Raw genomic sequence first — 20837 nt, forward strand, 5'->3', positions numbered from 1 at the left:
CCTGGCTGAGAAATTTCTTGGACAGCACAGCACTGCCCCGCCTCCAATGAAAAAAACGGTCTAAATACCCCGTTGCATTCACCGCGTTGTACGACCACCTTAGAAAAGGGACTGCAGCCCAACCTCTACCAACAACAACAAACGAGGTCGACTCATGTCGAGCACGCCTACCCCCCGCGCCGCGTCGTCGTACACGCTGGACGCGGCCCCCGCCCAGCGCCTGCCTACCCGCCGCCGCTGGTTCATGCTGTCGCTGCTGCTGGTGGCGACCATCATCAACTACGTCGACCGGGTGAACATTTCCATCGCAGCGCCGTTCATGGCCAAAGACCTGGGCCTGGACAAGGTCGAGATGGGCCTGATTTTCTCCGCTTTCGCCTGGACCTACGCGTTGGCCCTGGTACCGGCTGGCTTCATTGCCGACCGCTTCGGCTCACGCCTGACCTATGGCGTGTCGCTGATCAGCTGGTCGGCGGTCACCGTGGCCCAGGGCCTGGCCAGTGGCTTCGCCTCGCTGTTCGGCCTGCGCCTGGCGGTCGGCGCCATGGAGGCCCCGGCCTTCCCGGCCAACAGCCGTGCGGTTACGGTATGGTTCCCCGCTCGCGAGCGCGGCATGGCCAGCAGCATCTACGTATGTGGCCAGTACCTGGGCACCGCGCTGTTCACCGGCGCGCTCCTGTGGCTGGCGACCACCTATGACTGGCGCCACGTGTTCTACAGCACCGGTCTGGTCGGCATCCTGTTCGGTGCAGTGTGGCTGTTCCTGTATCGCGACCCGCTCAACTGCAAGAAGGTCAGCAAGGAAGAACTGGCCTATATCGAGCACGGCGGCGGCCTGGTGAAAAGCAGCCAGGAACGTACGCGCTTCGACTGGCGCCAGGTTGCCGAACTGTTCCGCTATCGCCAGATCTGGGCGATCTGCCTGGGCAAGTTCGCCAGCACTTCGGCGCTGTACTTCTTCCTCACCTGGTTCCCCACCTACCTGATCGAAGAGCGTCAGCTGACGTTGATCAAGGTCGGCATCTTCGCGGTCATGCCGTTCATTGGTGCCACGGTCGGCATCCTCCTGGCGGGCATCGTCTCTGACCTGCTGATCCGCAAGGGCTACTCGCTGTCGTTTGCCCGCAAGCTGCCGCTGGTGGTGGGCTCGATGCTGGGGATGTCGATCGTGCTGGTGAACTTCACCGACTCCAATGTGCTGTGCATCGCCGTGCTGACCCTGGCGTTCTTCGCCCAGGGCATAGCCTCGTCGTCGTGGGCGGCGGTATCGGAAGTGGCACCCAAGGAACTGATCGGTCTGACCGGCGGCGTCACCAGCCTGGCCGCGAACATTGGAGGCATTGTCACCCCGATCGTGATCGGCGCGATCGTGCACGCCAGTGGCTCGTTCGCCATGGCGTTCTGGTTCATCGGTGGTGTGGCGTTGATGGGCACGCTGTCTTACTCGCTGCTGCTTGGGAAGCTGTATCGCATCGAGCTGAAGACTGCGGGCTGAGCCAAGGCGTGTATTGACGGTACCGGCCTCTTCGCGGCTAAAGCCGCTCCTACGGGGGGACGGTATTGCCCCTGGGTTTGACGCTATCCCTGTAGGAGCGGCTTTAGCCGCGAAAGGGCCGGTACAGGTGCCTTGGATAGTCCAACCCAACCCCGCTTTCGTCCAACTTTGCCGGCCAGCCGCTGGATACGCTGTCCACTCCAGTACGGAGGATCTAACCATGACCTACCTGTTCAACCCGCCGGCCATCGTCAGCCTGCCGATCCGTGGCAGCGATGCGCGCTTCCCGGTCGGCCGGGTGTTCTGCCTCGGCCGCAACTACCCGTGGCCGGAATCCTACGGCGCGGCGCCGCAGGAGCCTGTGTTTTTCATGAAACCGGCAAGCAACGTGGTCGAGGCACTGGGCGAACTGCCCTTCCCGCCGCAGACCGACGAGTTCTGCCATGAAATCGAGCTGGTCGCGGCCATCGCCAAAGGCGGCGTCAACATCGCCCACGAGCATGCCCTGGAGCACGTGTTCGGCTTTGCCGCCGGTCTGGACATGACCCGTCGCGATCACCAGCGCAAGGCCAAGGCCGAGGGCCTGCCGTGGGAAGGCGCCAAGGTGTTCGAGGCTTCGGCACCGATGACCGCCATCGTTCCCGCCAGCGAATGCGACTGGCCGCTGGATACGTCGCTATGGCTGCAGGTCAATGGCCAGGAGCGCCAACGTGCACACCTCAGCCAGCAGACCTGGGCATTGGCCGAAGTGATCAGCAGGCTGTCTCGCCAACTGCCACTGCGCCCGGGCGACCTGATCATGACCGGCAGCCCGCCCGGCGTGGCACCGCTGAACCCGGGCGACACCCTTCACGCCGGCATCGATGGTATCGGCGAACTGCACCTGCACGTCGGTCCTCGCCCTGCCGGGCATGCCGCCAACGCCGCCTGAACCTGCTGGAGCCTATCGATGAGCCAAAACAAGAAAGTCGCGCTGGTCACCGGTGCTGGCAGTGGCATCGGCCGTGCCGTCGCCCTCGCCCTGCTCGAGGACAACTTCAGCCTGGTCCTCGCCGGGCGCCGCGCCGAACCGCTACAAGCCGTCGTCGAGCAAGCGCTAGCAGCGGGCGGTGAGGCCTTGGCCGTTCCCACTGACGTGCGCGATGAGCAAAGCGTTGCGCAATTGTTCGCCACCATCGAGGAGGTGCATGGCCGCCTCGACGTGATGTTCAACAATGCCGGCATCAACGCCCCCGCTGTCCCCGTCGACGAGCTGCCGTTGGAGAACTGGCGCAACGTCATCGCCACCAACGTCGATGGTGTATTCCTGTGCGCCCGCGCCGCCTTCGGCCTGATGCGCCGCCAGCAGCCGCAAGGCGGGCGGATCATCAACAACGGCTCGATCTCGGCGCACACCCCACGCCCGTTCACCGCACCTTACACCGCCAGCAAGCATGCGGTGCTGGGCCTGACCAAGGCGCTGGCGCTGGATGGTCGGCCTTACAACATCGTGTGCAGCCAGGTGGACATCGGCAACGCCCTGACCGAGTTGTCCGAGCGCATGACCCGGGGGGTGCGCCAGGCCAATGGCGAGATCGCCGCCGAGCCGATGCTCGACGTGCGCCATGTGGCCGATGCGGTGCGCTACATCGCAGCGCTGCCGCTCGACGCCAACGTACTGAACATGACCGTGATGGCCAGCAACATGCCGTTCGTTGGCCGTGGCTGATCCCAGTTTATGATGGAGTGACCGATGAAACCAGAAGTCCTGCAACTGAGCCCTATCCTGATCCCGCAGATCCGTGAGCGCCTGGAACAGCTGTTCACCGTACACCGCTACTACGAACAGGCCGACAAGGAGGCCTACGTCAGCCAGCATGCTGGCAATATTCGCGGCGTGATCACCGGCGGCCACACCGGCATCAGCCAGGCGCTGATGGCGCGCCTGCCCAACCTCGAAGTGATCGCCGTCAATGGCGTCGGCACCGACGCGGTAGACCTGGCCTATGCCCGCGATCGCGGCATCCAGGTGACGGCGACCATCGGTGCGCTCACCGAGGACGTCGCCGATCTTGCCATCGGCCTGCTGATCGGCTTGTGCCGGGGTATCTGCACCGGTGACCGCTTCGTTCGCGCCGGCCGTTGGGCCACCAGCACCACGCCCCTGGCACCGCTGCCACTGGCCCGGCAGGTGTCGGGCATGCGCGTGGGCATCGTCGGCATGGGCCGGGTCGGTCGGGCGGTAGCACAGCGGGCGGCAGCCTTCGGTTGCCCGATCCGCTACACCGATCTACAGGCGCTGGATGTGCCCTACGGGTTCGAGGCAGATCTGCTGCAGTTGGCCAAGGACAGCGATGCGCTGATCCTCGCGGCGGCGGCTGATAAGGGCGAGGCGCTGATCAATCGCGACGTGCTTCAGGCGTTGGGCAGCGAGGGGTACCTGATCAATATCGCACGCGGCAAGCTGGTAGATGAGCCTGCGTTGATCGCCGCGCTGCAGGCTGGCGAGATCGCTGGCGCGGCGCTGGATGTGTTTGTCGATGAACCGCGAGCGCCCGAGGCGTTGTTCGAGCGTGAAGATGTGGTGCTGCAACCGCATCGCGCCAGTGCCACGGTACAGACACGCACGCGCATGGGCGAGATGGTGGTGGCCAGCCTGGTGGATGTGTTTGCCGGGCGCACGCCGCAGGGGTTGGTTATCTAGTCGGCTTGTGCTGGCCTCTTCGCGGGCAAGCCCGCTCCCACAGGTGCAGCGCCGTATTTGAAGGCGGTGCAGATTCCGTAGGAGCGGGCTTGCCCGCGAAGAGGCCGGCACAGGCAGCAAAGGGGTATCAGGCCACCGCCAGCTCCACCGCCTCCCCCTTCAACCGCACCGGCCACACCCGCAACCTCTGCCCGGCATCCTCCAGGCACTCCCCACTCAGCAGGCTGAAATGCTGCTTGTACAACGGCGCCGCCACCACCAGCTCGCCCTGCACACTGCCCACCAGCCCACGGCCGATGATATTGGCGCCGGAGCGCGGGTCACGGTTGTCCACCGCGTATAACGGCTGCGCCTGCCCCGGCAGGTAGAACAACGCCACCTGGGCCCCATCGAGCCAAACCACGACCCCGGAATCGGCCACCAGGTCTTGCGCCTGGCACACCGTCTGCCAGTTTTCTTGCGTGTTCACAGCAACATTGGCTAGGTTCATCAGACAGCCTCCTCGACAGTTGGGATCAGGTGCAGCGGTGCAGCGGGCCGGCGTTGTTCGCGTTCGCGCACGAAGTGCACGTCCGGGTCGGCGCGTCGGTCGTTGACGAAGGTACGGAAGCGCTTGAGCTTCTCGGGGTCGTTGAGGGCATTGGCCCATTCGCATTCATACTGGTCGACCACATGCTGCATCTGCGCTTCCAGCTCGTTGGCCAGGCCCAGGCTGTCGTCGATGATCACCTGCTTCAGGTAGTCCAGCCCGCCTTCCAGGTTTTCACGCCACACTGAGGTGCGCTGCAGCTTGTCGGCCGTGCGGATGTAGAACATCAGCACGCGGTCGATCAGGCGTACCAGGGTTTCGTCGTCCAGGTCGGTGGCGAACAACTCGGCATGCCGCGGGCGCATGCCGCCGTTGCCGCACACGTACAGGTTCCAGCCCTTGTCGGTGGCGATAACGCCGATGTCCTTGCTCTGCGCCTCGGCGCATTCACGGGTGCAACCCGATACCGCGAACTTGAGCTTGTGGGGGCTGCGCAGGCCCTTGTAGCGATCTTCCAGGCGCAGGGCCATGGCGACACTGTCCTGCACGCCGTAACGGCACCAGGTGCTGCCCACGCACGACTTCACCGTGCGGGTCGACTTGCCGTAGGCGTGGCCGGTTTCGAAACCGGCCTCGATCAGTTCGCCCCAGATCAGCGGCAGCTCGTGCAACTGGGCGCCGAACAGGTCGATGCGCTGGCCACCGGTGATCTTGGTGTACAGGTCGTATTTCTTGGCCACCTGGCCGATGACGATGAGCTTGTCGGGGGTTATTTCACCACCGGGAATGCGCGGCACCACCGAATAGGTGCCGTTTTTCTGCATGTTGGCCATGAAGGTGTCGTTGGTGTCCTGCAGCGGCACCAACGCCGGGTCCATGATCGGCTGGTTCCAGCACGAGGCGAGAATGTTGCCCACCGCCGGCTTGCAGATGTCACACCCCAGATGGCCCTTGCCATGGCGCTCGAGCAGTTCGCTGAAGGTGCGAATACCCTCCACCCGCACCAACCCGTACAACTCCTGCCGGGTGTAGGCAAAGTGCTCGCACAGGCTCTTGTCCACCGCCACGCCGCGGGCCGTCAGCTCGTGCTCGAAGACGTGCTTGAGCAGAGCCGCGCAACCGCCGCAGCCGGTCGCGGCCTTGGTGCAGCCCTTGACCGCAGCGAGGTCACTGCAGCCACTGTCGATCGCGGCGCACACCGCCCCCTTGCTGACGTTGTGGCAGGAGCAGATGGTCGCACTGTCGGGCAGCGCATCGGCGCCCAGGGCCGGCGCACCACCGCCTTGTGGCAAGATCAGCGCTGCCGGGTCGGCCGGCAGGGCGATGCCGTTCTGGGCGTACTGCAACAGGGTGTCGTAATAGCTGTTGTCGCCGACCAGCACCGCGCCGAGCACGTGCTTGCCGCTGGCATCCACCACCAAACGGCGGTAAGCGCTGTTGGCTTCATCGATGAAGCGATAGCTGCGCGCGCCCGGCGTGGCACCGTGGGCATCGCCGATCGAACCGACATCCACACCCAGCAGCTTGAGCTTGGTCGACATGTCGGCGCCGGTGAACGCCACTGCCGCCTCGCCCATCAGCAGCCCGGCCAGGTTGCGCGCCATGCTGTAGCCCGGGGCGACCAGGCCGAACACGCTGCCGTTCCACGAGGCGCACTCGCCGATGGCGAAGATGCGTGGGTCGCTGCTGCGGCAGTGGTTGTCGATGACCACGCCTCCGCGCGCGGCGATGTCAAGGCCGCAACCCCGGCCCAGTGCATCCTGTGGGCGGATACCGGCGGAGAACACGATCAGGTCGGTTTCCAGGTGCTCACCGCCGTCGAAGTTCATGCGGTAGCGGTAGGTTTCACCGGCACTGACCGACTGGGTGGCGCGTGACAGGTGCACCCCCACACCCAGTGCTTCGATCTGCGCCTTCAACGCGGCACCGCCCTCGCCGTCCAGCTGTACCGGCATCAGCCGTGGGGCGAATTCCACCACGTGGGCTTCCAGCCCCAGCGACTTGAGGGCGTTGGCCGCTTCCAGACCAAGCAGGCCACCGCCGACCACCACCCCTCGGCGGGCACCGGCTGCGGCAGCACGAATGCCATCGAGGTCGTCCAGGGTCCGGTAGACCAGGCGGGCATTGCCGCTGGAGCCTTCGATCGGCGGCACGAAGGGATAGGAGCCGGTGGCCAGCACCAGTCGGTCGTAGCCATAGCGACCTTCGGCAGTGACGACTTCGCGGCGCTCGCGGTCGATCTCCAGCACGGCCTCACCCAGGTGCAGGTGTACGCCATTGGCCTCGTAGAAATCGTGCTCACACAGGGCCAGGGTTTCGGCACAGCTGCCGCCGAAGTATTCGGACAGGTGCACGCGGTCATACGCGCGTTGGCGCTCTTCGCCGAATACCCGCACCTCGAAGCGCTGCAGGCCGCCGCGACTGACCAGTTGTTCGACGCAATGGTGGCCGACCATGCCGTTGCCGACGATGACCAGTCGCTCTCGTTGCCCGCTGCTCGCTGTTGCCTTCATAAGCCGATCCTCGATCAAAAAAAAAAGCGCCTGGAGCCGAAGCTCCAGGCGCCTTTGCCTGTATTCATCACGGTAGGGGGCCCGGTTGATCGCCGTTGATCAGTGGGCTTTGTTGTATCCGAGGTTAAGCAGGGAGCGTGCCAATTGAGTTGCCTGGGATGCCTGGGTTGCCTGTGCCGGCCTCTTCGCGGGTAAACCCGCTCCTACACTTGCGCTGGGCCCGCCCAGCCAATGCACATTCAAGGTGCACAACACCCCATCTTGGAGCACTTCAGTACACATCGCGCCGATAACGCCTGGCCTTGCTCAAGCCTTCGACATAAGCCGCAGCCGCCGCCGCATCCATCCGGCCATGCTCGGCGACGATCACCCGCAACGCCGCATCCACATCCCTGGCCATGCGCTGCGCATCGCCACACACATAGAAATACGCCCCCGCCTCCAGCCACTGCCACAGCTGCGCACCCTGCTCGAGCATGCGCTGCTGCACATAGATCTTCTCGACCTGGTCCCGCGAGAACGCCGTGTCCAGCCGCAGGTGCCCCGCCGCCTGCCAGGCCTGCAACTGCTCCTGGTAATAGAAATCGGTCGCTGCGTACTGCTCGCCGAAGAACAGCCAGTTGTCGCCTTTTGCCCCCCGTGCCTCTCGCTCCTCGAGGAACGCCCGGAACGGTGCAATGCCAGTACCAGGGCCCACCATGATCACCGGCACGCTGTCGTCCTCGGGCAAGCGAAAGTGCTTCGACACCTGCGGGAAGATCGCCACTTTCTGCACCTGCGCACGGTCGGCAAGAAAGCTTGAGCACACGCCTTTACGTTCGCCATAACGCACCGTCGATACCGTCAGATGCACCTGGCCTGGGTGCGCCAGCGGGCTGGAGCTGATCGAATAGAGCCGCGGCTGCAATGGCTTGAGCAGTTCCAGCCAACTGGCCAGCGGCAACTGCTGGGGGAAGGCGCGCAGCACATCGACCAACTGCCGGCCCCACAGCCAATCTTGCAGCTCGGCCTTGCATTCAGGCTGCAGCAAGCGCTGCAGGTCAGGCGCGTTGCTGGCAAATGCCTGCAGTTGTTGCGCAGTGACCTTGGCAATTTCCAGGTGTGTTTGCAGGGCTTCGGCCAATGGCATGGCGCAATGACCTTTAAGCTCGACCATCGCCTGGCCATCGAGCTGCATCAGGGTCAGCAGCTCTTCTACCAGGGCCGGGCAGTTGCGCGGCCACACGCCCAGGGCATCGCCGGCAGCGTAAGTGAAGCCGCTGCCGCTCAGGTCGAAGACCAGCTGGCGGGTTTCCTTGCTGGCGCCGGGGCCATTGAGCAGGCGGTTTTCCAGTACGGTGGCCATCCAGGGTTGCTGCTTGCTGAAGGCTGATACGGGTGCAGGTTCACTCGCCGGAGGTGGCGCCGCGGCAGTGCCCAGTGCAGGCAATAACGCTTCGAGCCAGCCGGCAAAGGCTTCGTCGAAGTCTGGCTCGCAGTCCACCCGCGCCAGCAGGCGCTGCCCTCCCAGCTCGGCCAGGCGCTGGTCGAGCTTGCGGCCAAAACCGCAGAACTGGTCGTAACTGGAGTCGCCCAGGGCCAGTACGGCATAGGGCAGCCCGGCGCAGTGAGCGCCCTCCTCGCCCTGCAAAGCCTGCCAGAAGGCCGCGCCGCTGTCGGGCGCGTCGCCATCGCCAAAGGTGCTGGCGATCAACACCACACTGGCAGCACCCTGCAGCTGGCTTGGGCTGACCGCCTCCAGGCAGCTGAGTTGCACGTTCAGACCGGCACCGCGCAGGCGCGCGGCACAGCGTTCGGCCAATTGCTCACCATTGCCCGTCTGCGAGGCCCACAGCACCTGATGCCATGGCGCGGCCTGTGCCGCGATGGGTGCAGTTGCAGGCTGGGCGAACAGCCCGGCCAGCAAGCCGTCGACAAACAAACGACGGCTGGCAGCCAGCGGCGCACTGGCCGGCAGGCGGGGTACGCCCTCGGCGCGGGCCTGGTCCAGGCCCAGCAGGAAACCTTGCAGGTAATGACGCTCTTCTTCGGCCAGCACTGGAACCGGCAAGGTGTGCAGGCCAAGCAGACGGGACAGGGTGGCGGTCGGCATGCGGACAGGCTCTACAGTGGCAGTGTTCAGATCAAGGGCGTCGATGCGCTCGCCTGCGACCCGCTCCAGGGCTACGGCGCAGTGTTTGAAGGCAGGCTGCAGCGACAGCGGGTCGACCGCATCGCAGGTCGCGGCATTGATCGCCAATTGCTCGCCGATCAGGTCGTTCCAGTGAAACGGCGCAAAGCAGTTGCCCGGCATGACCCGGTCACTGATGCGCGCCGGCAACACGGCGTGCCCCCGGCGCGAGCGAACGGCCACCTGGTCCTTTTCAGCGACACCCAGCCGGGCGGCATCCTCAGGGTGAATCTCAAGGTAGGGGCCGGGCTCCAGCTTGTTCAGTGCCGTCACCTTGCCGGTCTTGGTCAATGTGTGCCATTGGTGCTGCACACGCCCAGTATTCAGCACCATGGGGTAGTCATCGTCCGGCACTTCCGCTGCCGGCAACCAGGGCCGGGCAAAGAAGCGCGCCTTGCCGCTGGCGGTAGGGAAGGCCAGTGCCGGCCGCCTACCCCGGGCATCAAGCAGTAGCGCCTGGCTGCTGCCGTCGTTGAGGTAGCGCAGCGGGCTGCGATGCTGTTCGCTGCCCGGTGCACAGGGCCACTGGCGCGGCTGCGTACGCAATTCGGCATAGCCGATACCGCGCAGGTCATAACCGGTAACAGGGTTGTGGAAGCGGCGTATTTCCTCATACACCGCTTCGGCATTGGGGTAGTCGAAGGCGTCGGCATAGCCCATGGCGCACGCTACGCGGGCAATGATCTGCCAGTCCGGCAGACTTTGCCCGGGGGGCTCGACAGCGCGCGGCATCAGGGTCAGGTTGCGCTCGCTGTTGATCATCACACCCTCGCCTTCGGCCCACAGCGCGGCCGGCAGCAGGATGTCGGCGTAGCGGTTGGTTTCGGTGTCGAGGAAGGCGTCCTGGGTAATGACCAGTTCGGCCTTGCGCAGGCCGTCGATCACTTGCTGGCGGTTGGCGACACTGGCCACCGGGTTGCTGCAGATGACCCAGCAGGCTTTCACTTCACCGGCTTTCATCTGCCCGAACAGCGCCACCGTACCCTCGCCGCCCTCGCTGCGCAGGCTGCCGGGTGGCAGTTGCCACTGCCGTTCGACGAACGCGCGGTCATCTTCCACCAACGCTGAGCGCTGGCCTGGCAAGCCGGGGCCCATGTAGCCCATGTCGCGGCCGCCCATGGCATTGGGTTGGCCGGTCAGCGAGAACGGGCCGCTACCGGGGCGGCAGATGGCACCCGTGGCCAAGTGCAGGTTACAGATGGCGTTGCTGTGCCAGGTGCCGTGAATGCTCTGGTTCAAGCCCATGGTCCAGCAGCTCATCCAGTTGTTGGCGCTGCCGATCCATTCGGCGGCCTTGATGATATCGGCCTCGGCCAGCCCGGTGATGGCGGCGACGCGCTCGGGGGTATAGTCGTCGAGGAAGGCCGGCATTTCGTCCCAGCCTTCGGTGTGGCGGGCGATGAAATCGGGGTTGGTGTGGCCGTTGCGATGCAGCAGGTGCAAAAGGCCGTTGAGCAAGGCCATGTCACTGCCGGGGCGCACCTGCAGAAACAGGTCGGCCTTGTCGGCGGTGGCGCTGCGCCGCGGGTCGACGACGATCAGCTTCGCACCGGCCTTGACCCGATCAAGCAGGCGCAGGAACAAGATCGGGTGGCAGTCGGCCATGTTGGCGCCGATCACCAGAAATACGTCGGCGTGCTCGAAGTCCTGGTAACTGCCAGGTGGGCCATCGGCGCCAAGCGACAGCTTGTAGCCACTGCTGGCGCTGGCCATGCACAGGCGCGAGTTGGACTCGATGTGGCGCGTACGGATAAAGCCCTTGGCCAACTTGTTGGCCAGGTACTGGGCCTCCAGCGACATTTGCCCGGACACGTACAGCGCCACGGCATCCGGGCCGTGCTGGTCGATAATGCCGCGCAGACGCTCGGCGGTGGCAGCGATGGCCTGGTCCATGCTGGTGCGCACTGGCGGCTGGCTGCGTTGCTGGCGCAGGTAGGCGTCGGCCATGCGCCCGCTGGCACTCAGTGGCTGGTGTGCGGTGAGGCCTTTGGTACATAGGCGGCCAAAGTTGCTCGGGTGCAGCTTGTCGCCGCTGATCTTGCCGACCTTGCCATCGGCAACGCTCATGACGATGCCGCAGCCCACGCCGCAGTAGGGGCAGACGCTGCGTACTTCGCTGTTGGCCATGGGCGGGCTCCTGTGGAGAACGCAAAAGGCGCCGGCTGCCCCGGCATGCTGATGCAAGCGGGGCAACACGGCGCCTTTGTCGTGAAGTGGTGAGGGCTGTCGACGTTGACAGCCCGGGATGAGGGTAGATCAGCAATTTATGGGCCAGCTATACCGGCCCTTTCGCGGGCATGCCCGCTCCCACAGGGATATCGCAAGGCCTGAGGGCGGCGCAGTACCTGTGGGAGCGGGCGTGCCCGCGAAGAGGCCTGAACAGGTTACGCACCATGCGGTGGCAACCTCACGCTCCCAGGCGCTTTGCTGGGGCAATTTCCAGCATGGGCAACTGCCCTCCCCCCATGTCCCAGGTGATCCTCAAGCCCCCCGCCCAACTCGACTGATGCGCCGCACCGGCCAGTTGCTGACCCAGGTGTTTGCCAAACTCGACAGCTTCATCCGCCCCGATGTGACCACGATGCAGATCAACGACCGCGCCGAGGCGTTCATCGTCGATACGCTCAAGGCACTGCCGGGGACCGAGGACGGGTTTGAGGTGCTGACGCTGAGGGAAGAAGAGTGGCGCAGCTAGCCCCTTGTTGCAGAGGGGCGGAGACGATCGCATGATGCAGAAACAAAAAAAGCGACCCTAAGGTCGCTTTCTTTGTTACTTCCGGGTGTTCAGTGGGCCCTGGAAGTGGAATATGGCGCAGCGGACGGGACTCGAACCCGCGACCCCCGGCGTGACAGGCCGGTATTCTAACCGACTGAACTACCGCTGCGCTATACATCGAGTGGTGGGTGATGACGGGATCGAACCGCCGACCCTCTGCTTGTAAGGCAGATGCTCTCCCGGCTGAGCTAATCACCCATGTCTCTCGGTGTGGCGCGCATTCTACGGGCGACTTGGCGCTCTGGCAAGCACTTATCGAAGTTTTTTCACACTTCGGTCAAACACCAAAAATCAGGCACAAAAAAAAAGCGACCCTAAGGTCGCTTTCTTTGTTACTTCCGGGTGTTCAGTGGGCCCTGGAAGTGGAATATGGCGCAGCGGACGGGACTCGAACCCGCGACCCCCGGCGTGACAGGCCGGTATTCTAACCGACTGAACTACCGCTGCGCTATACATCGAGTGGTGGGTGATGACGGGATCGAACCGCCGACCCTCTGCTTGTAAGGCAGATGCTCTCCCGGCTGAGCTAATCACCCTTCGTCTCGGTGTGGCGCGCATTCTACGGAGCACCCCGCACCCTGGCAAGCACTTTTTAAACTTTTTGCAAAAAAAACCTCAGGCCTTTCAAAGACCTAGCGTTGTCGGGCGATTCTTTCATGCATAAGCCACTGCTGGCCCTCTGACAGGGCTGGCCTGAATTCACCGCTCGGAGAATAATGCCCGCCTTATGCATTAAGGAGAGATTGCCCCTCATGTGGTTCAAGAACCTGCTGACCTACCGCCTGACCCAGGAAGTTCCGTTCGAGCCTGAAGCGCTGGAAGCCGCCCTGGCCAGCAAGCCGGCCCGCCCCTGCGCCAGCCAGGAGCTGACCACTTATGGTTTCGTCGCGCCGTTCGGCAAAGGCGAAGACGCTCCCCTGGTGCATGTCAGCGGCGAGTACCTGCTGATTGCCGCGCGCAAGGAAGAACGCATCCTGCCGAGCAGCGTGGTCAACGACGCGGTCAAGGAAAAGGTCGAAGAGATCGAGACCGAGCAAATGCGCAAGGTCTATAAAAAGGAACGCGACCAGATCAAGGACGAAATCATCCAGGCGTTCCTGCCGCGTGCGTTCATCCGCCGCTCGATGATCTTCGCTGCCATTGCCCCGCGCCTGGGCGTGATCCTGGTCAACTCGGCCAGCGCCAAGCGCGCCGAAGACCTGCTGTCGACCCTGCGTGAAGTGATGGGCTCGCTACCGGTGCGCCCGGCCACGGTGAAGATTGCGCCAGTGGCCACCATGACCGACTGGGTCAAGTCGCAGCAAGCCGCCGAAGGCTTCTATGTACTGGACGAGTGTGAGCTGCGCGACACCGCCGAAGATGGCGGTATCGTGCGCTGCAAGCGCCAGGACCTGACTGGCGAAGAGATCCAGCTGCACCTGAGCACCGGCAAAGTGGTGACCCAGCTGGCCCTGGCCTGGCAAGACAAGCTGTCGTTCATCCTCGACGACAAGATGGTCATCAAGCGCCTGAAGTTCGAAGAACTGCTGCAGGAGCAGGCCGAGCAGGACGGTGGCGATGAGGCTGCGCAACAGTTCGACGCCAGCTTCCAGCTGATGATGATGACCTTTGCCGAATTCCTGCCGGTGCTGTTCGAGGCGCTGGGTGGGGAAGAGATCCCGCAAGGGGTCTGACGGGTATGAGATGCGGTGCTGGCTTGAATCGTTTCCACCAGCACCGGCCTCTTCGCGGGTAACCCCGCGCCTACGACGGCCTGCGCCCAATCACCAATGTGTGTCCACCACCAATCTGTGTAGGAGCGGGTTTACCCGCGAATACGGTAGCGGCGGCAACGGTGAACGACGGGTGGAAATTGGCCAGCAGGCGTGGACTTGCCCGGAAGGCCGCAGATTGGCACCATGGCACCCACTGTGAGGACGACCTCACGACGCACCGCGTGACCACTCCGGGGACGGCCCCATCATTCAAACGATGGAGACACACTCATGTCCTGGATCATCCTGTTTTTCGCCGGCCTGTTCGAGGTCGGCTGGGCCGTCGGCCTCAAATACACCGACGGTTTCACTCGACCGCTACCCACTGTCCTTACCGTCGGCGCCATGGTCATCAGCCTGGGCCTGCTGGGCCTGGCCATGAAGGAGTTGCCGCTGGGCACCGCCTATGCCATCTGGACCGGCGTAGGCGCAGTCGGTACGGTCATCGCCGGGATCATTCTGTTCGGCGAGTCCATGGCCCTGGTGCGGCTGGTCAGTGTGGCGCTGATCGTCTGCGGCCTTGTCGGCCTGAAAGTCAGCGCCAGCTAACCCCTATCGCAGAGGGCCGCGCAGGCGGCTGACCTGTTCGCGCAACACCTCAGGCTGCGCCGCCTCCACCGGGACGGCGGCGCCTGCCACGATGGTCACCCGCGACCACAGGCGCTTGAAGAAGCCCTTGGCCGGGTCGCGGCTGAAGAAGCTACCCCACAACCCCTGCAAGGCCAGCGGAATCACCGGTACCGGCGTTTCTTCGAGGATGCGGCTGACCCCACCCTTGAAGACATCGATTTCGCCATCGCCCGTCAGCTTGCCTTCCGGGAAGATGCACACCAGTTCACCATCCGCCAGGTATTCGGCAATGCGCGCGAAGGCCCGCTCGTACGTCGCCTGGTCTTCGTTACGCCCGGCAATCGGGATGGCACCGGCAGTGCGAAACACGAAGTTGAGCACCGGCAGGTTGTAGATCTTGTAGTACATGACAAAGCGGATCGGCCGGCGTATGGCCCCGCCCAGCAGCAACGCATCGACGAACGATACGTGGTTGCACACCAGCAACGCTGCACCTTCGTCGGGGATGCGCTCAAGGTCTCGGTGCTGCACGCGGTACATCGAATGGCTGAGCAGCCAGATCAGGAAACGCATGGTGAACTCGGGCACGATCCTGAAGATATAGGTGTTGACCGCGATATTGAGCAGCGACACCACCAGGAAAAGCTGCGGGATGCTCAGCTTGGCCACGCCTAGCAGGATGATGGTGAGCACCGCCGACACCACCATGAACAAGGCATTGAGGATGTTGTTGGCCGCGATCACCCTGGCGCGCTCGTCCTCGGCCGTGCGGGCCTGGATCAACGCATACAGCGGCACGATGTAGAAGCCGCCGAACACACCCAGGCCAATGATCGACAGCAAGATCCACCAGGCCTGGCTCATGCCCAGCAGTGCCAGCCAGTCGTGCGGCGCTGCTGCAGCCGGTACATCACCGGAGTGCCACCACCACAGCAGGCCGAACAGGGTCAGGCCGAACGAGCCGAACGGCACCAGGCCGATTTCCACCTTGCGTCCACTGAGCCGCTCGCACAGCAGCGAGCCCAGGGCAATGCCCACCGAGAACAGGGTCAGCACCAGGGTCACCACCGTGCCATCACCGTGCAGCCAATCCTTGGCATAGGCCGGGATCTGCGTGAGGTAGATGGCGCCGACAAACCAGAACCACGAGTTGCCGACGATCGAACGCGACACCGCCGGCGGCTGGCCCAGGCCCATGCGCAAGATCACCCACGACTGCTTGAAGATGTTCCAGTCCAGCGGCATTTGCGGCGAGGCGGCAGCCGCCCGAGGGATCCAGCGGCTGGCGAGGTAGCCGAGTACCGCCGTGCCGACCACGCCACCGGCTACCACCGTTGCGTAGCTGTCGGCCGACATCATCATGCCCGCGCCGATGGTGCCGGCGAGGATGGCGAGGAAGGTGCCGGTTTCCACCAGCCCGTTACCGCCCACCAGCTCTTCCTCGCGCAGGGCCTGCGGCAGGATCGAATACTTCACCGGGCCGAACAGCGCCGAGTGGGTCCCCATACCGAACAGCGCCACCAGCATCAGCGCCAGATGGTTGGTGACAAAGCCCAGTGCTCCAATCGCCATGATCACGATTTCGGCCAGTTTGATTGCCCGGATGAGCGCATCCTTGGCGAACTTCTCGCCAAACTGCCCGCCCAGCGCCGAAAACAGGAAAAACGGCAGTATGAACAGCAAGGCACACAAGTTGACCCAGATCGATCGGTCACCATCGCCCAGGCTGAGCTTGAACAAAATCGCCAGGATCAGCGACTGCTTGAACAGGTTGTCGTTGAAGGCACCCAGCGACTGAGTGATGAAGAACGGCAGGAAACGCCGCTTGCCGAGCAAGGTGAATTGCGAAGAGTGACTCATCGTCCTTGGTCCTGAGGGCTTTTCAATTGGAGGCTCGCCAAGCGCGCCGGGCCACAAATCTGCATGGGAAATGCGCTGGCTGGCAAGCACCGGCTCAGCATGACCACGCAAGCTTGCGTTCAAGGACCTGCTGGCAGTTGCAGCACTGGCGCTAGGTCACTCGAAGCCAAACAACGCCCGCGCGGTATCCAGCAACAGTGCCTGGCGCAACTGCGCTGAACAACCCAAGGCCTCGAACTGTTCGACAGTGCTGCCGAAACTGACCTCCGACTCATGCTGGGTATGCGGCCAGTCACTGCCCCACATCAACCGCTCTGCGCCGTAATGGGCTTCCAGCGCGCACAGCGCCTGACGGGCGAATGCCAGGTTCTCCTCCGGCGAGCCCTGCAGCCTGTAGATGCCGGACACCTTCACCCACACCTTGCCCCGACCGCTCAGGGTCAGCAGTTCGGCAAACCCCGGCTGGCCCAGGCCACGGCGGGCATCTGGCCGGCCGAAATGGTCAATCACGATGTCCAGCCCATAGGGCTGCAATGCCCGCACCAGCACTGGAATGTCCGCCACCTGACGGTGCAGTTCCACGTGCCAACCCTGCTCGCCGATGCGCTCCAGCAGGGGCCGCCACTGCGCGCCGGTCAGGTCAGGCATGTCTTGCCCCATGAGGTTGAGGCGTACCCCCCTGACTCCCAACCGGGCCATTTCCGTCAAGGTCGCCCGCTCGACATCCCGCTCCAGCATCACCACCCCGCGCAGTTGCCCTGGCACGGTCTGCAAGGCGCTGAGCAGGTAGCGGTTGTCGGTACCCAGGAAGCTGGGCTGGACCAGTACGCCATGGCTGAAACCATGGGCCCGCAGTTGGCCCAGGTAGTCGCCCAGCGGCGCATCGTAGTTGGGCGCATAACGCCGCTGGCTGGCCAGGTTCAGCCCACGGCTGAACACGTGGGCGTGGCTGTCGATGGCAGTCAGGTGCAAAGCGGGTGCGTCGGGCATGGTTCTCATACAAACAGGTTCAGGTTACTTGGCGACGACACCGGCCGTTTCCGGCGCAGGTGCAGATTCAAGGTTGCGGCCACGGGTTTCGGGCAGGCACAGGGCTGCGATCACCGCAACGCCATAGGCGATGCCGGCATCGATGCCGATGGCACTGCCCAGCGACATCGACTCGCTCATGTGCCCGACCAGGAACGGGAACACGGCCGACAGCACGCGACCGAAGTTGTAGCAAAAGCCCACCCCGGCGCCGCGCACGTCAGCCGGGTACAGTTCATTGAAAAACGCACCCAGGCTGGCCGGGATGCCGGCGGCGAAAAAGCCCAGCGGGAAGCCGAGGAACAGCATCTGCGTATTGGTCAGCGGGAAGAACACGTAGGCCTGCACGGTCAGTACACAGCACAGGGCGAACAGCAGGATGTTCTTGCGCCTGCCAATACGGTCGATCAGCAGGCCGCTGACCACGCAGCCGCACCAGAAGGCCAGGATGATCACCGCCAGGTAACCGCCCGAGTTCAGCACCGAAAGGTTGCGCTCTGTCTTGAGGAAGGTCGGCAACCAGGTCATCACCGCGTGGTAGCCACCGTGGGCACCCAGGCCGAGCAAGCCGCCCAGCAGGGTCACACGCAGCAGTTCAGGGCGGAAGATGCCAGCCATCGACTGCAAGAAGCTGGAAGGGATGGCCTTTTCTTTCTGCAGGCGCTGGAAGCTGTCCGGCTCGGGCACGTTGCGGCGTACCCAGATGATCAGCAGCGATGGCAGCAGACCGACGAAGAACATCACCCGCCAGGCAAACTCCTGCGGCACCAGCGAGTAGATCAGCGTAAACAATGCCACCGCCAGGCCCCACCCCACAGCCCAGGCACTCTGCACCGTGCCCATGACCTTGCCGCGATACTTCGGGTTGATGGTTTCGGCCATCAGCACAGCGCCGGCTGCCCATTCGCCACCGATGCCAAAGCCTTGCATGGCCTTGACGAACAGCAACGGGTAGAAACCAGTGACGAACGCCGAAAGGAAGGTGAAGAACGAGAACCAGAGAATCATCCATTGCAGGGTACGCACGCGACCATAGCGGTCGGACAGTGTGCCACCCAGCCAGCCGCCGATTGCCGAGGTCACCAGGGTCAGGCCACTGATCAGGCCGGCATCGCCCTTGGTCAGGGAGAACGCGGCGATCAGCGCGGGGATGGCCAGGCCGAACATCTGCACTTCCAGCGCATCGAGCGACCAGCCGCCGAAACAGGCCCAGAATGTCTTGCGTTCCCGTGAGGTGATCTCGCGATACCAGCTGAACATGATTGTTATCCTTCTAGTCGTGGGTGTGACGGGCAGGCGAAGCCACTGCGCCGTGGCAGCACGGCGCAGACAGGTAAAAGGGTGAAGCGACCGGTTTAACGAATGTCGATGCGGTAGCGGAAGTGCTGCGCATGGCCGCGCGAGCGGCGCCATTCCAGAGGTTTGCCGGCGTAATCGCGGGCCAGGCGCTCGATCACGACCACCGGGCTGTCGGCCGGCAGTTGCAGCAAGCGGCCATGCACCGCGTCGACCGCTTCGGCGGTCAGGGTTTCTTCGGCGTAGGCGACCACCTGACCGCACAGCGCTTCGTAGATCGGGTACAGCAGCGGGCCCTCGCTGTTCAGATCCACGTCCAGCAGCGGCTGGAAGGTTTGGCGCGGCAGCCAGATTTCTTCGGCCAGCACCGGCTGGGCGCCGAGCAGACGTGTACGAATGATGCGGATCACTTCTGCCTCCCCTGCCAGGCCCAATGCCTCGGCCACCGCGGAAGGCGCCGGCAGCGACTCGATGGAGAGAATGCGGCTTTCCGGCACTATGCGCTCGCCATTGGCGGCCTCGAAACGGAAGAAGCGGAACAGCGACGACTGGAACTGTGGGCGGCGAATGAAGGTGCCGCGGCCCTGCTGGCGCTCCAGCACGCCTTCGGCCACCAGGACATCGACGGCCTTGCGCACGGTACCGATCGACAGGTCGAACTCGGTGGCCAAGGCTGCTTCGGTCGGGATCGCTTCCCCCGGGCGCCAGCGGTTGTTGGCAATTTGCGCGACCATGTGGTCGCGCAGTTGTTGGTAGCGGGGCAGTCGAGCATCACCGGTCAATGGGTGCATGGGTCTCGCTCTCGTCTTGTTATATAAACATATATATGAATTTTTCGAGAGTATTCCCTGAGCCTGACGGGCTGTCAATCCTCCGCCTGTCGCCCTTTGGTAGGCGAAACGTCCTTGTGTCGGGAGGACCGCATGTGGCTTATGCTTGTGCTCGGCAAACCCGCACAACAAGGACGTGGCAATGCTCGCCGCCATAAAACGCTACCCGCACACCGTTCGCCTGCTGCTCACCACCACCTTCACGCTTACCGTCGCCCGTGCCCTCACCCTGCCCTACCTGGTGGTTTACCTGGCCGACAATTTCCAGCTGCCGATCAGCCAGATCGGCCTGCTGATCGGTGGCGCGCTGATCGTCGCCTCGCTGTTGAGTCTGTACGGTGGTCATCTGGTCGACACCTTGAGCAACCACACGCTGGTCAGCGCCAGTACCCTGCTGTTCGCCCTGGCCTTCGTCGGCGCGGTCGCCAGCCGTTCGGCACTGCCGTTCTTCTTTTGTCTGGTGTTGATCAACCTGGCCCTGGCAGTGGTCGATATCGCCGCCAAGGCAGGCTTCTGCGCGTTACTGCCGGTGGATGAGCGGGCCGAGGTGTTCGCCATCAAGTACACCCTCAGCAACGTTGGCTACGCCGCCGGCCCGTTGCTGGGCGTGGCCATGCTTGAACTGAACGACCATGTGCCGTTCCTCGCCTCTGCCCTGCTTGGCCTGGCCATGTGCCTGGCTTATTGGCGCCTGGGTGATCGCAGCCTGCAGGCCAGCGCGCCGGACAAACCTGCGGCCGGCTTCGGCCAAGTGGCGCTGGGGCTGGCGCGGGATCGTCGGCTGGTGTGCTTTACCGTGGGTGGGGTGCTGAGCGCGGTGGTGTTCGGCCAGTTCACCGCCTACCTGTCCCAGTACCTGGTGGTCACCAGCAACCCGGCCGAAGCGGCACGGCTGATCGGCTATCTGGTCACCACCAACGCCGTGACGGTCATTGCCTTGCAGTACCTCATTGGCCGGCGTATCAGCCGCCAGCGCCTGATGCCGTGGCTGTTGGCCGGCATGGGCCTGTTCATCGCCGGCTTGCTGGGTTTTGCGCTGGCAGGCTCGGTACTGGCCTGGTGCCTGGCGATGCTGGTGTTCACGCTGGGCGAAATCATCGTGATCCCGGCCGAGTACATGTTTATCGACCTGATCGCACCGGAGCACTTGCGCGGGGTGTATTACGGCGCGCAGAACCTGTCCAACCTGGGGGCGGCGCTGGGGCCGGTGATGGTGGGGTTTGCACTGGTACACCTGTGGCCGGGGGCAGTCTTCTACCTGCTGGTGTTGTCGGTGATACTGGCAGGGGTGTTCTATTGGTTGGGTACCCGAAGGGGTTGATGTTGCCTGTT

14 protein-coding genes, 4 tRNA genes and 1 pseudogene are annotated in these 20837 nt (G+C 63.9%); 8 read left to right on the forward strand and 11 right to left on the reverse strand.

Going from position 1 to position 20837, the window contains the following annotated elements; translation table 11 throughout:
* Positions 1–154: 154 nt before the first annotated feature.
* The 4 genes from ACI7M0_RS20205 (at position 155) to ACI7M0_RS20220 (ending at position 4178) form a co-directional block, all read left to right on the forward strand.
* A complete protein-coding gene (locus tag ACI7M0_RS20205; protein ID WP_104962390.1) occupies positions 155–1495 on the forward strand; it encodes an MFS transporter in 1341 nt (446 codons plus the stop codon).
* A 220-nt stretch (positions 1496–1715) separates the two neighbouring features.
* Positions 1716–2426: a fumarylacetoacetate hydrolase family protein gene (locus ACI7M0_RS20210; protein WP_104962391.1), complete on the forward strand. Its 711-nt coding sequence runs from the start codon at positions 1716–1718 to the stop codon at positions 2424–2426.
* 18 nt (positions 2427–2444) lie between these two features.
* On the forward strand, positions 2445–3203 hold the full coding sequence (locus ACI7M0_RS20215) for an SDR family oxidoreductase (protein WP_129933456.1): 759 nt from the start codon (positions 2445–2447) through the stop codon (positions 3201–3203).
* Positions 3204–3227: 24 nt separating this feature from the next.
* Positions 3228–4178: a 2-hydroxyacid dehydrogenase gene (locus ACI7M0_RS20220; protein ID WP_129933458.1), complete on the forward strand. Its 951-nt coding sequence runs from the start codon at positions 3228–3230 to the stop codon at positions 4176–4178.
* A 127-nt stretch (positions 4179–4305) separates the two neighbouring features.
* Here ACI7M0_RS20220 and nirD read toward each other — a convergent pair whose 3' ends face one another.
* The 3 genes from nirD to ACI7M0_RS20235 all read right to left on the reverse strand — a co-directional run bounded on the left by nirD (position 4306) and on the right by ACI7M0_RS20235 (position 11517).
* A complete protein-coding gene (gene nirD, locus ACI7M0_RS20225; protein WP_064493500.1) occupies positions 4306–4668 on the reverse strand; it encodes a nitrite reductase small subunit NirD in 363 nt (120 codons plus the stop codon).
* Entirely contained in the window at positions 4668–7220 is a 2553-nt protein-coding gene (gene nirB, locus ACI7M0_RS20230) for a nitrite reductase large subunit NirB (protein ID WP_129933460.1), read from the reverse strand. Before nirB ends, nirD begins: the two co-directional genes overlap by 1 nt.
* 271 nt (positions 7221–7491) lie before the next feature.
* Complete coding sequence (locus tag ACI7M0_RS20235; protein WP_129933462.1) at positions 7492–11517, reverse strand: bifunctional nitrate reductase/sulfite reductase flavoprotein subunit alpha; 4026 nt, start codon at positions 11515–11517, stop codon at positions 7492–7494.
* Between the two features lie 338 nt (positions 11518–11855).
* Between ACI7M0_RS20235 and ACI7M0_RS20240 the strand changes: the two are divergent.
* Positions 11856–12037 (forward strand): annotated as a pseudogene (locus ACI7M0_RS20240) (type I methionyl aminopeptidase); the annotation flags it as partial.
* 161 nt (positions 12038–12198) lie between these two features.
* On the opposite strand, the gene ACI7M0_RS20245 reads toward ACI7M0_RS20240, so the two are convergent.
* The 4 genes from ACI7M0_RS20245 to ACI7M0_RS20260 all read right to left on the reverse strand — a co-directional run bounded on the left by ACI7M0_RS20245 (position 12199) and on the right by ACI7M0_RS20260 (position 12702).
* A tRNA-Asp gene (locus ACI7M0_RS20245) sits at positions 12199–12275 on the reverse strand.
* A 13-nt stretch (positions 12276–12288) separates the two neighbouring features.
* Positions 12289–12364: transfer RNA gene (locus ACI7M0_RS20250), tRNA-Val, on the reverse strand.
* Positions 12365–12536: 172 nt separating this feature from the next.
* A tRNA-Asp gene (locus ACI7M0_RS20255) sits at positions 12537–12613 on the reverse strand.
* A gap of 13 nt (positions 12614–12626) precedes the next feature.
* Positions 12627–12702, reverse strand: a tRNA-Val gene (locus tag ACI7M0_RS20260).
* 216 nt (positions 12703–12918) lie between these two features.
* Between ACI7M0_RS20260 and rdgC the strand changes: the two genes are divergently transcribed.
* Positions 12919–13839, forward strand: coding sequence for a recombination-associated protein RdgC (rdgC, locus tag ACI7M0_RS20265; RefSeq protein ID WP_003252510.1), 921 nt, complete (start codon positions 12919–12921; stop codon positions 13837–13839).
* A gap of 312 nt (positions 13840–14151) precedes the next feature.
* Entirely contained in the window at positions 14152–14469 is a 318-nt protein-coding gene (gene sugE / locus ACI7M0_RS20270) for a quaternary ammonium compound efflux SMR transporter SugE (RefSeq protein ID WP_010952753.1), read from the forward strand.
* Positions 14470–14472: 3 nt separating this feature from the next.
* On the opposite strand, the gene ACI7M0_RS20275 is transcribed toward sugE, so the two are convergent.
* From ACI7M0_RS20275 to ACI7M0_RS20290, 4 genes are all read right to left on the reverse strand, one after another.
* Positions 14473–16350: an MFS transporter gene (locus tag ACI7M0_RS20275; protein WP_129933916.1), complete on the reverse strand. Its 1878-nt coding sequence runs from the start codon at positions 16348–16350 to the stop codon at positions 14473–14475.
* A gap of 156 nt (positions 16351–16506) precedes the next feature.
* Positions 16507–17340, reverse strand: a complete 834-nt coding sequence (locus ACI7M0_RS20280) for an amidohydrolase (RefSeq protein ID WP_129933917.1) — start codon at positions 17338–17340, stop codon at positions 16507–16509.
* A gap of 24 nt (positions 17341–17364) precedes the next feature.
* Positions 17365–18639, reverse strand: a complete 1275-nt coding sequence (locus ACI7M0_RS20285) for an MFS transporter (protein ID WP_129933918.1) — start codon at positions 18637–18639, stop codon at positions 17365–17367.
* 95 nt (positions 18640–18734) lie between these two features.
* Complete coding sequence (locus ACI7M0_RS20290) at positions 18735–19466, reverse strand: GntR family transcriptional regulator (RefSeq protein ID WP_020189988.1); 732 nt, start codon at positions 19464–19466, stop codon at positions 18735–18737.
* Positions 19467–19647: 181 nt separating this feature from the next.
* On the opposite strand from ACI7M0_RS20290, the gene ACI7M0_RS20295 reads away from it, so the two are divergent.
* The gene (locus tag ACI7M0_RS20295) at positions 19648–20826 is read left to right on the forward strand and encodes an MFS transporter (RefSeq protein ID WP_010952748.1); all 1179 of its coding nucleotides are present in this window, start codon (positions 19648–19650) and stop codon (positions 20824–20826) included.
* Positions 20827–20837: the final 11 nt, after the last annotated feature.

Origin of the sequence: Pseudomonas sp. 10(2024), assembly GCF_045164175.1 — a bacterium.
In the GTDB taxonomy this organism is placed as follows: Bacteria; Pseudomonadota; Gammaproteobacteria; order Pseudomonadales; family Pseudomonadaceae; genus Aquipseudomonas; species Aquipseudomonas alloputida.

What these genes read in the sequence shown, in the direction of transcription:
- ACI7M0_RS20295 (WP_010952748.1), top strand. Translation starts at nt 19,648, where the DNA reads ATGCTCGCCGCCATAAAACGCTACCCGCACACCGTTCGCCTGCTGCTC.
- ACI7M0_RS20285 (WP_129933918.1), bottom strand. Translation starts at nt 18,639, where the DNA reads ATGTTCAGCTGGTATCGCGAGATCACCTCACGGGAACGCAAGACATTC.
- ACI7M0_RS20290 (WP_020189988.1), bottom strand. Translation starts at nt 19,466, where the DNA reads ATGCACCCATTGACCGGTGATGCTCGACTGCCCCGCTACCAACAACTG.
- ACI7M0_RS20275 (WP_129933916.1), bottom strand. Translation starts at nt 16,350, where the DNA reads ATGAGTCACTCTTCGCAATTCACCTTGCTCGGCAAGCGGCGTTTCCTG.
- nirD (WP_064493500.1), bottom strand. Translation starts at nt 4,668, where the DNA reads ATGAACCTAGCCAATGTTGCTGTGAACACGCAAGAAAACTGGCAGACG.
- rdgC (WP_003252510.1), top strand. Translation starts at nt 12,919, where the DNA reads ATGTGGTTCAAGAACCTGCTGACCTACCGCCTGACCCAGGAAGTTCCG.
- nirB (WP_129933460.1), bottom strand. Translation starts at nt 7,220, where the DNA reads ATGAAGGCAACAGCGAGCAGCGGGCAACGAGAGCGACTGGTCATCGTC.
- ACI7M0_RS20215 (WP_129933456.1), top strand. Translation starts at nt 2,445, where the DNA reads ATGAGCCAAAACAAGAAAGTCGCGCTGGTCACCGGTGCTGGCAGTGGC.
- ACI7M0_RS20210 (WP_104962391.1), top strand. Translation starts at nt 1,716, where the DNA reads ATGACCTACCTGTTCAACCCGCCGGCCATCGTCAGCCTGCCGATCCGT.
- ACI7M0_RS20280 (WP_129933917.1), bottom strand. Translation starts at nt 17,340, where the DNA reads ATGCCCGACGCACCCGCTTTGCACCTGACTGCCATCGACAGCCACGCC.
- ACI7M0_RS20235 (WP_129933462.1), bottom strand. Translation starts at nt 11,517, where the DNA reads ATGGCCAACAGCGAAGTACGCAGCGTCTGCCCCTACTGCGGCGTGGGC.
- sugE (WP_010952753.1), top strand. Translation starts at nt 14,152, where the DNA reads ATGTCCTGGATCATCCTGTTTTTCGCCGGCCTGTTCGAGGTCGGCTGG.
- ACI7M0_RS20205 (WP_104962390.1), top strand. Translation starts at nt 155, where the DNA reads ATGTCGAGCACGCCTACCCCCCGCGCCGCGTCGTCGTACACGCTGGAC.
- ACI7M0_RS20220 (WP_129933458.1), top strand. Translation starts at nt 3,228, where the DNA reads ATGAAACCAGAAGTCCTGCAACTGAGCCCTATCCTGATCCCGCAGATC.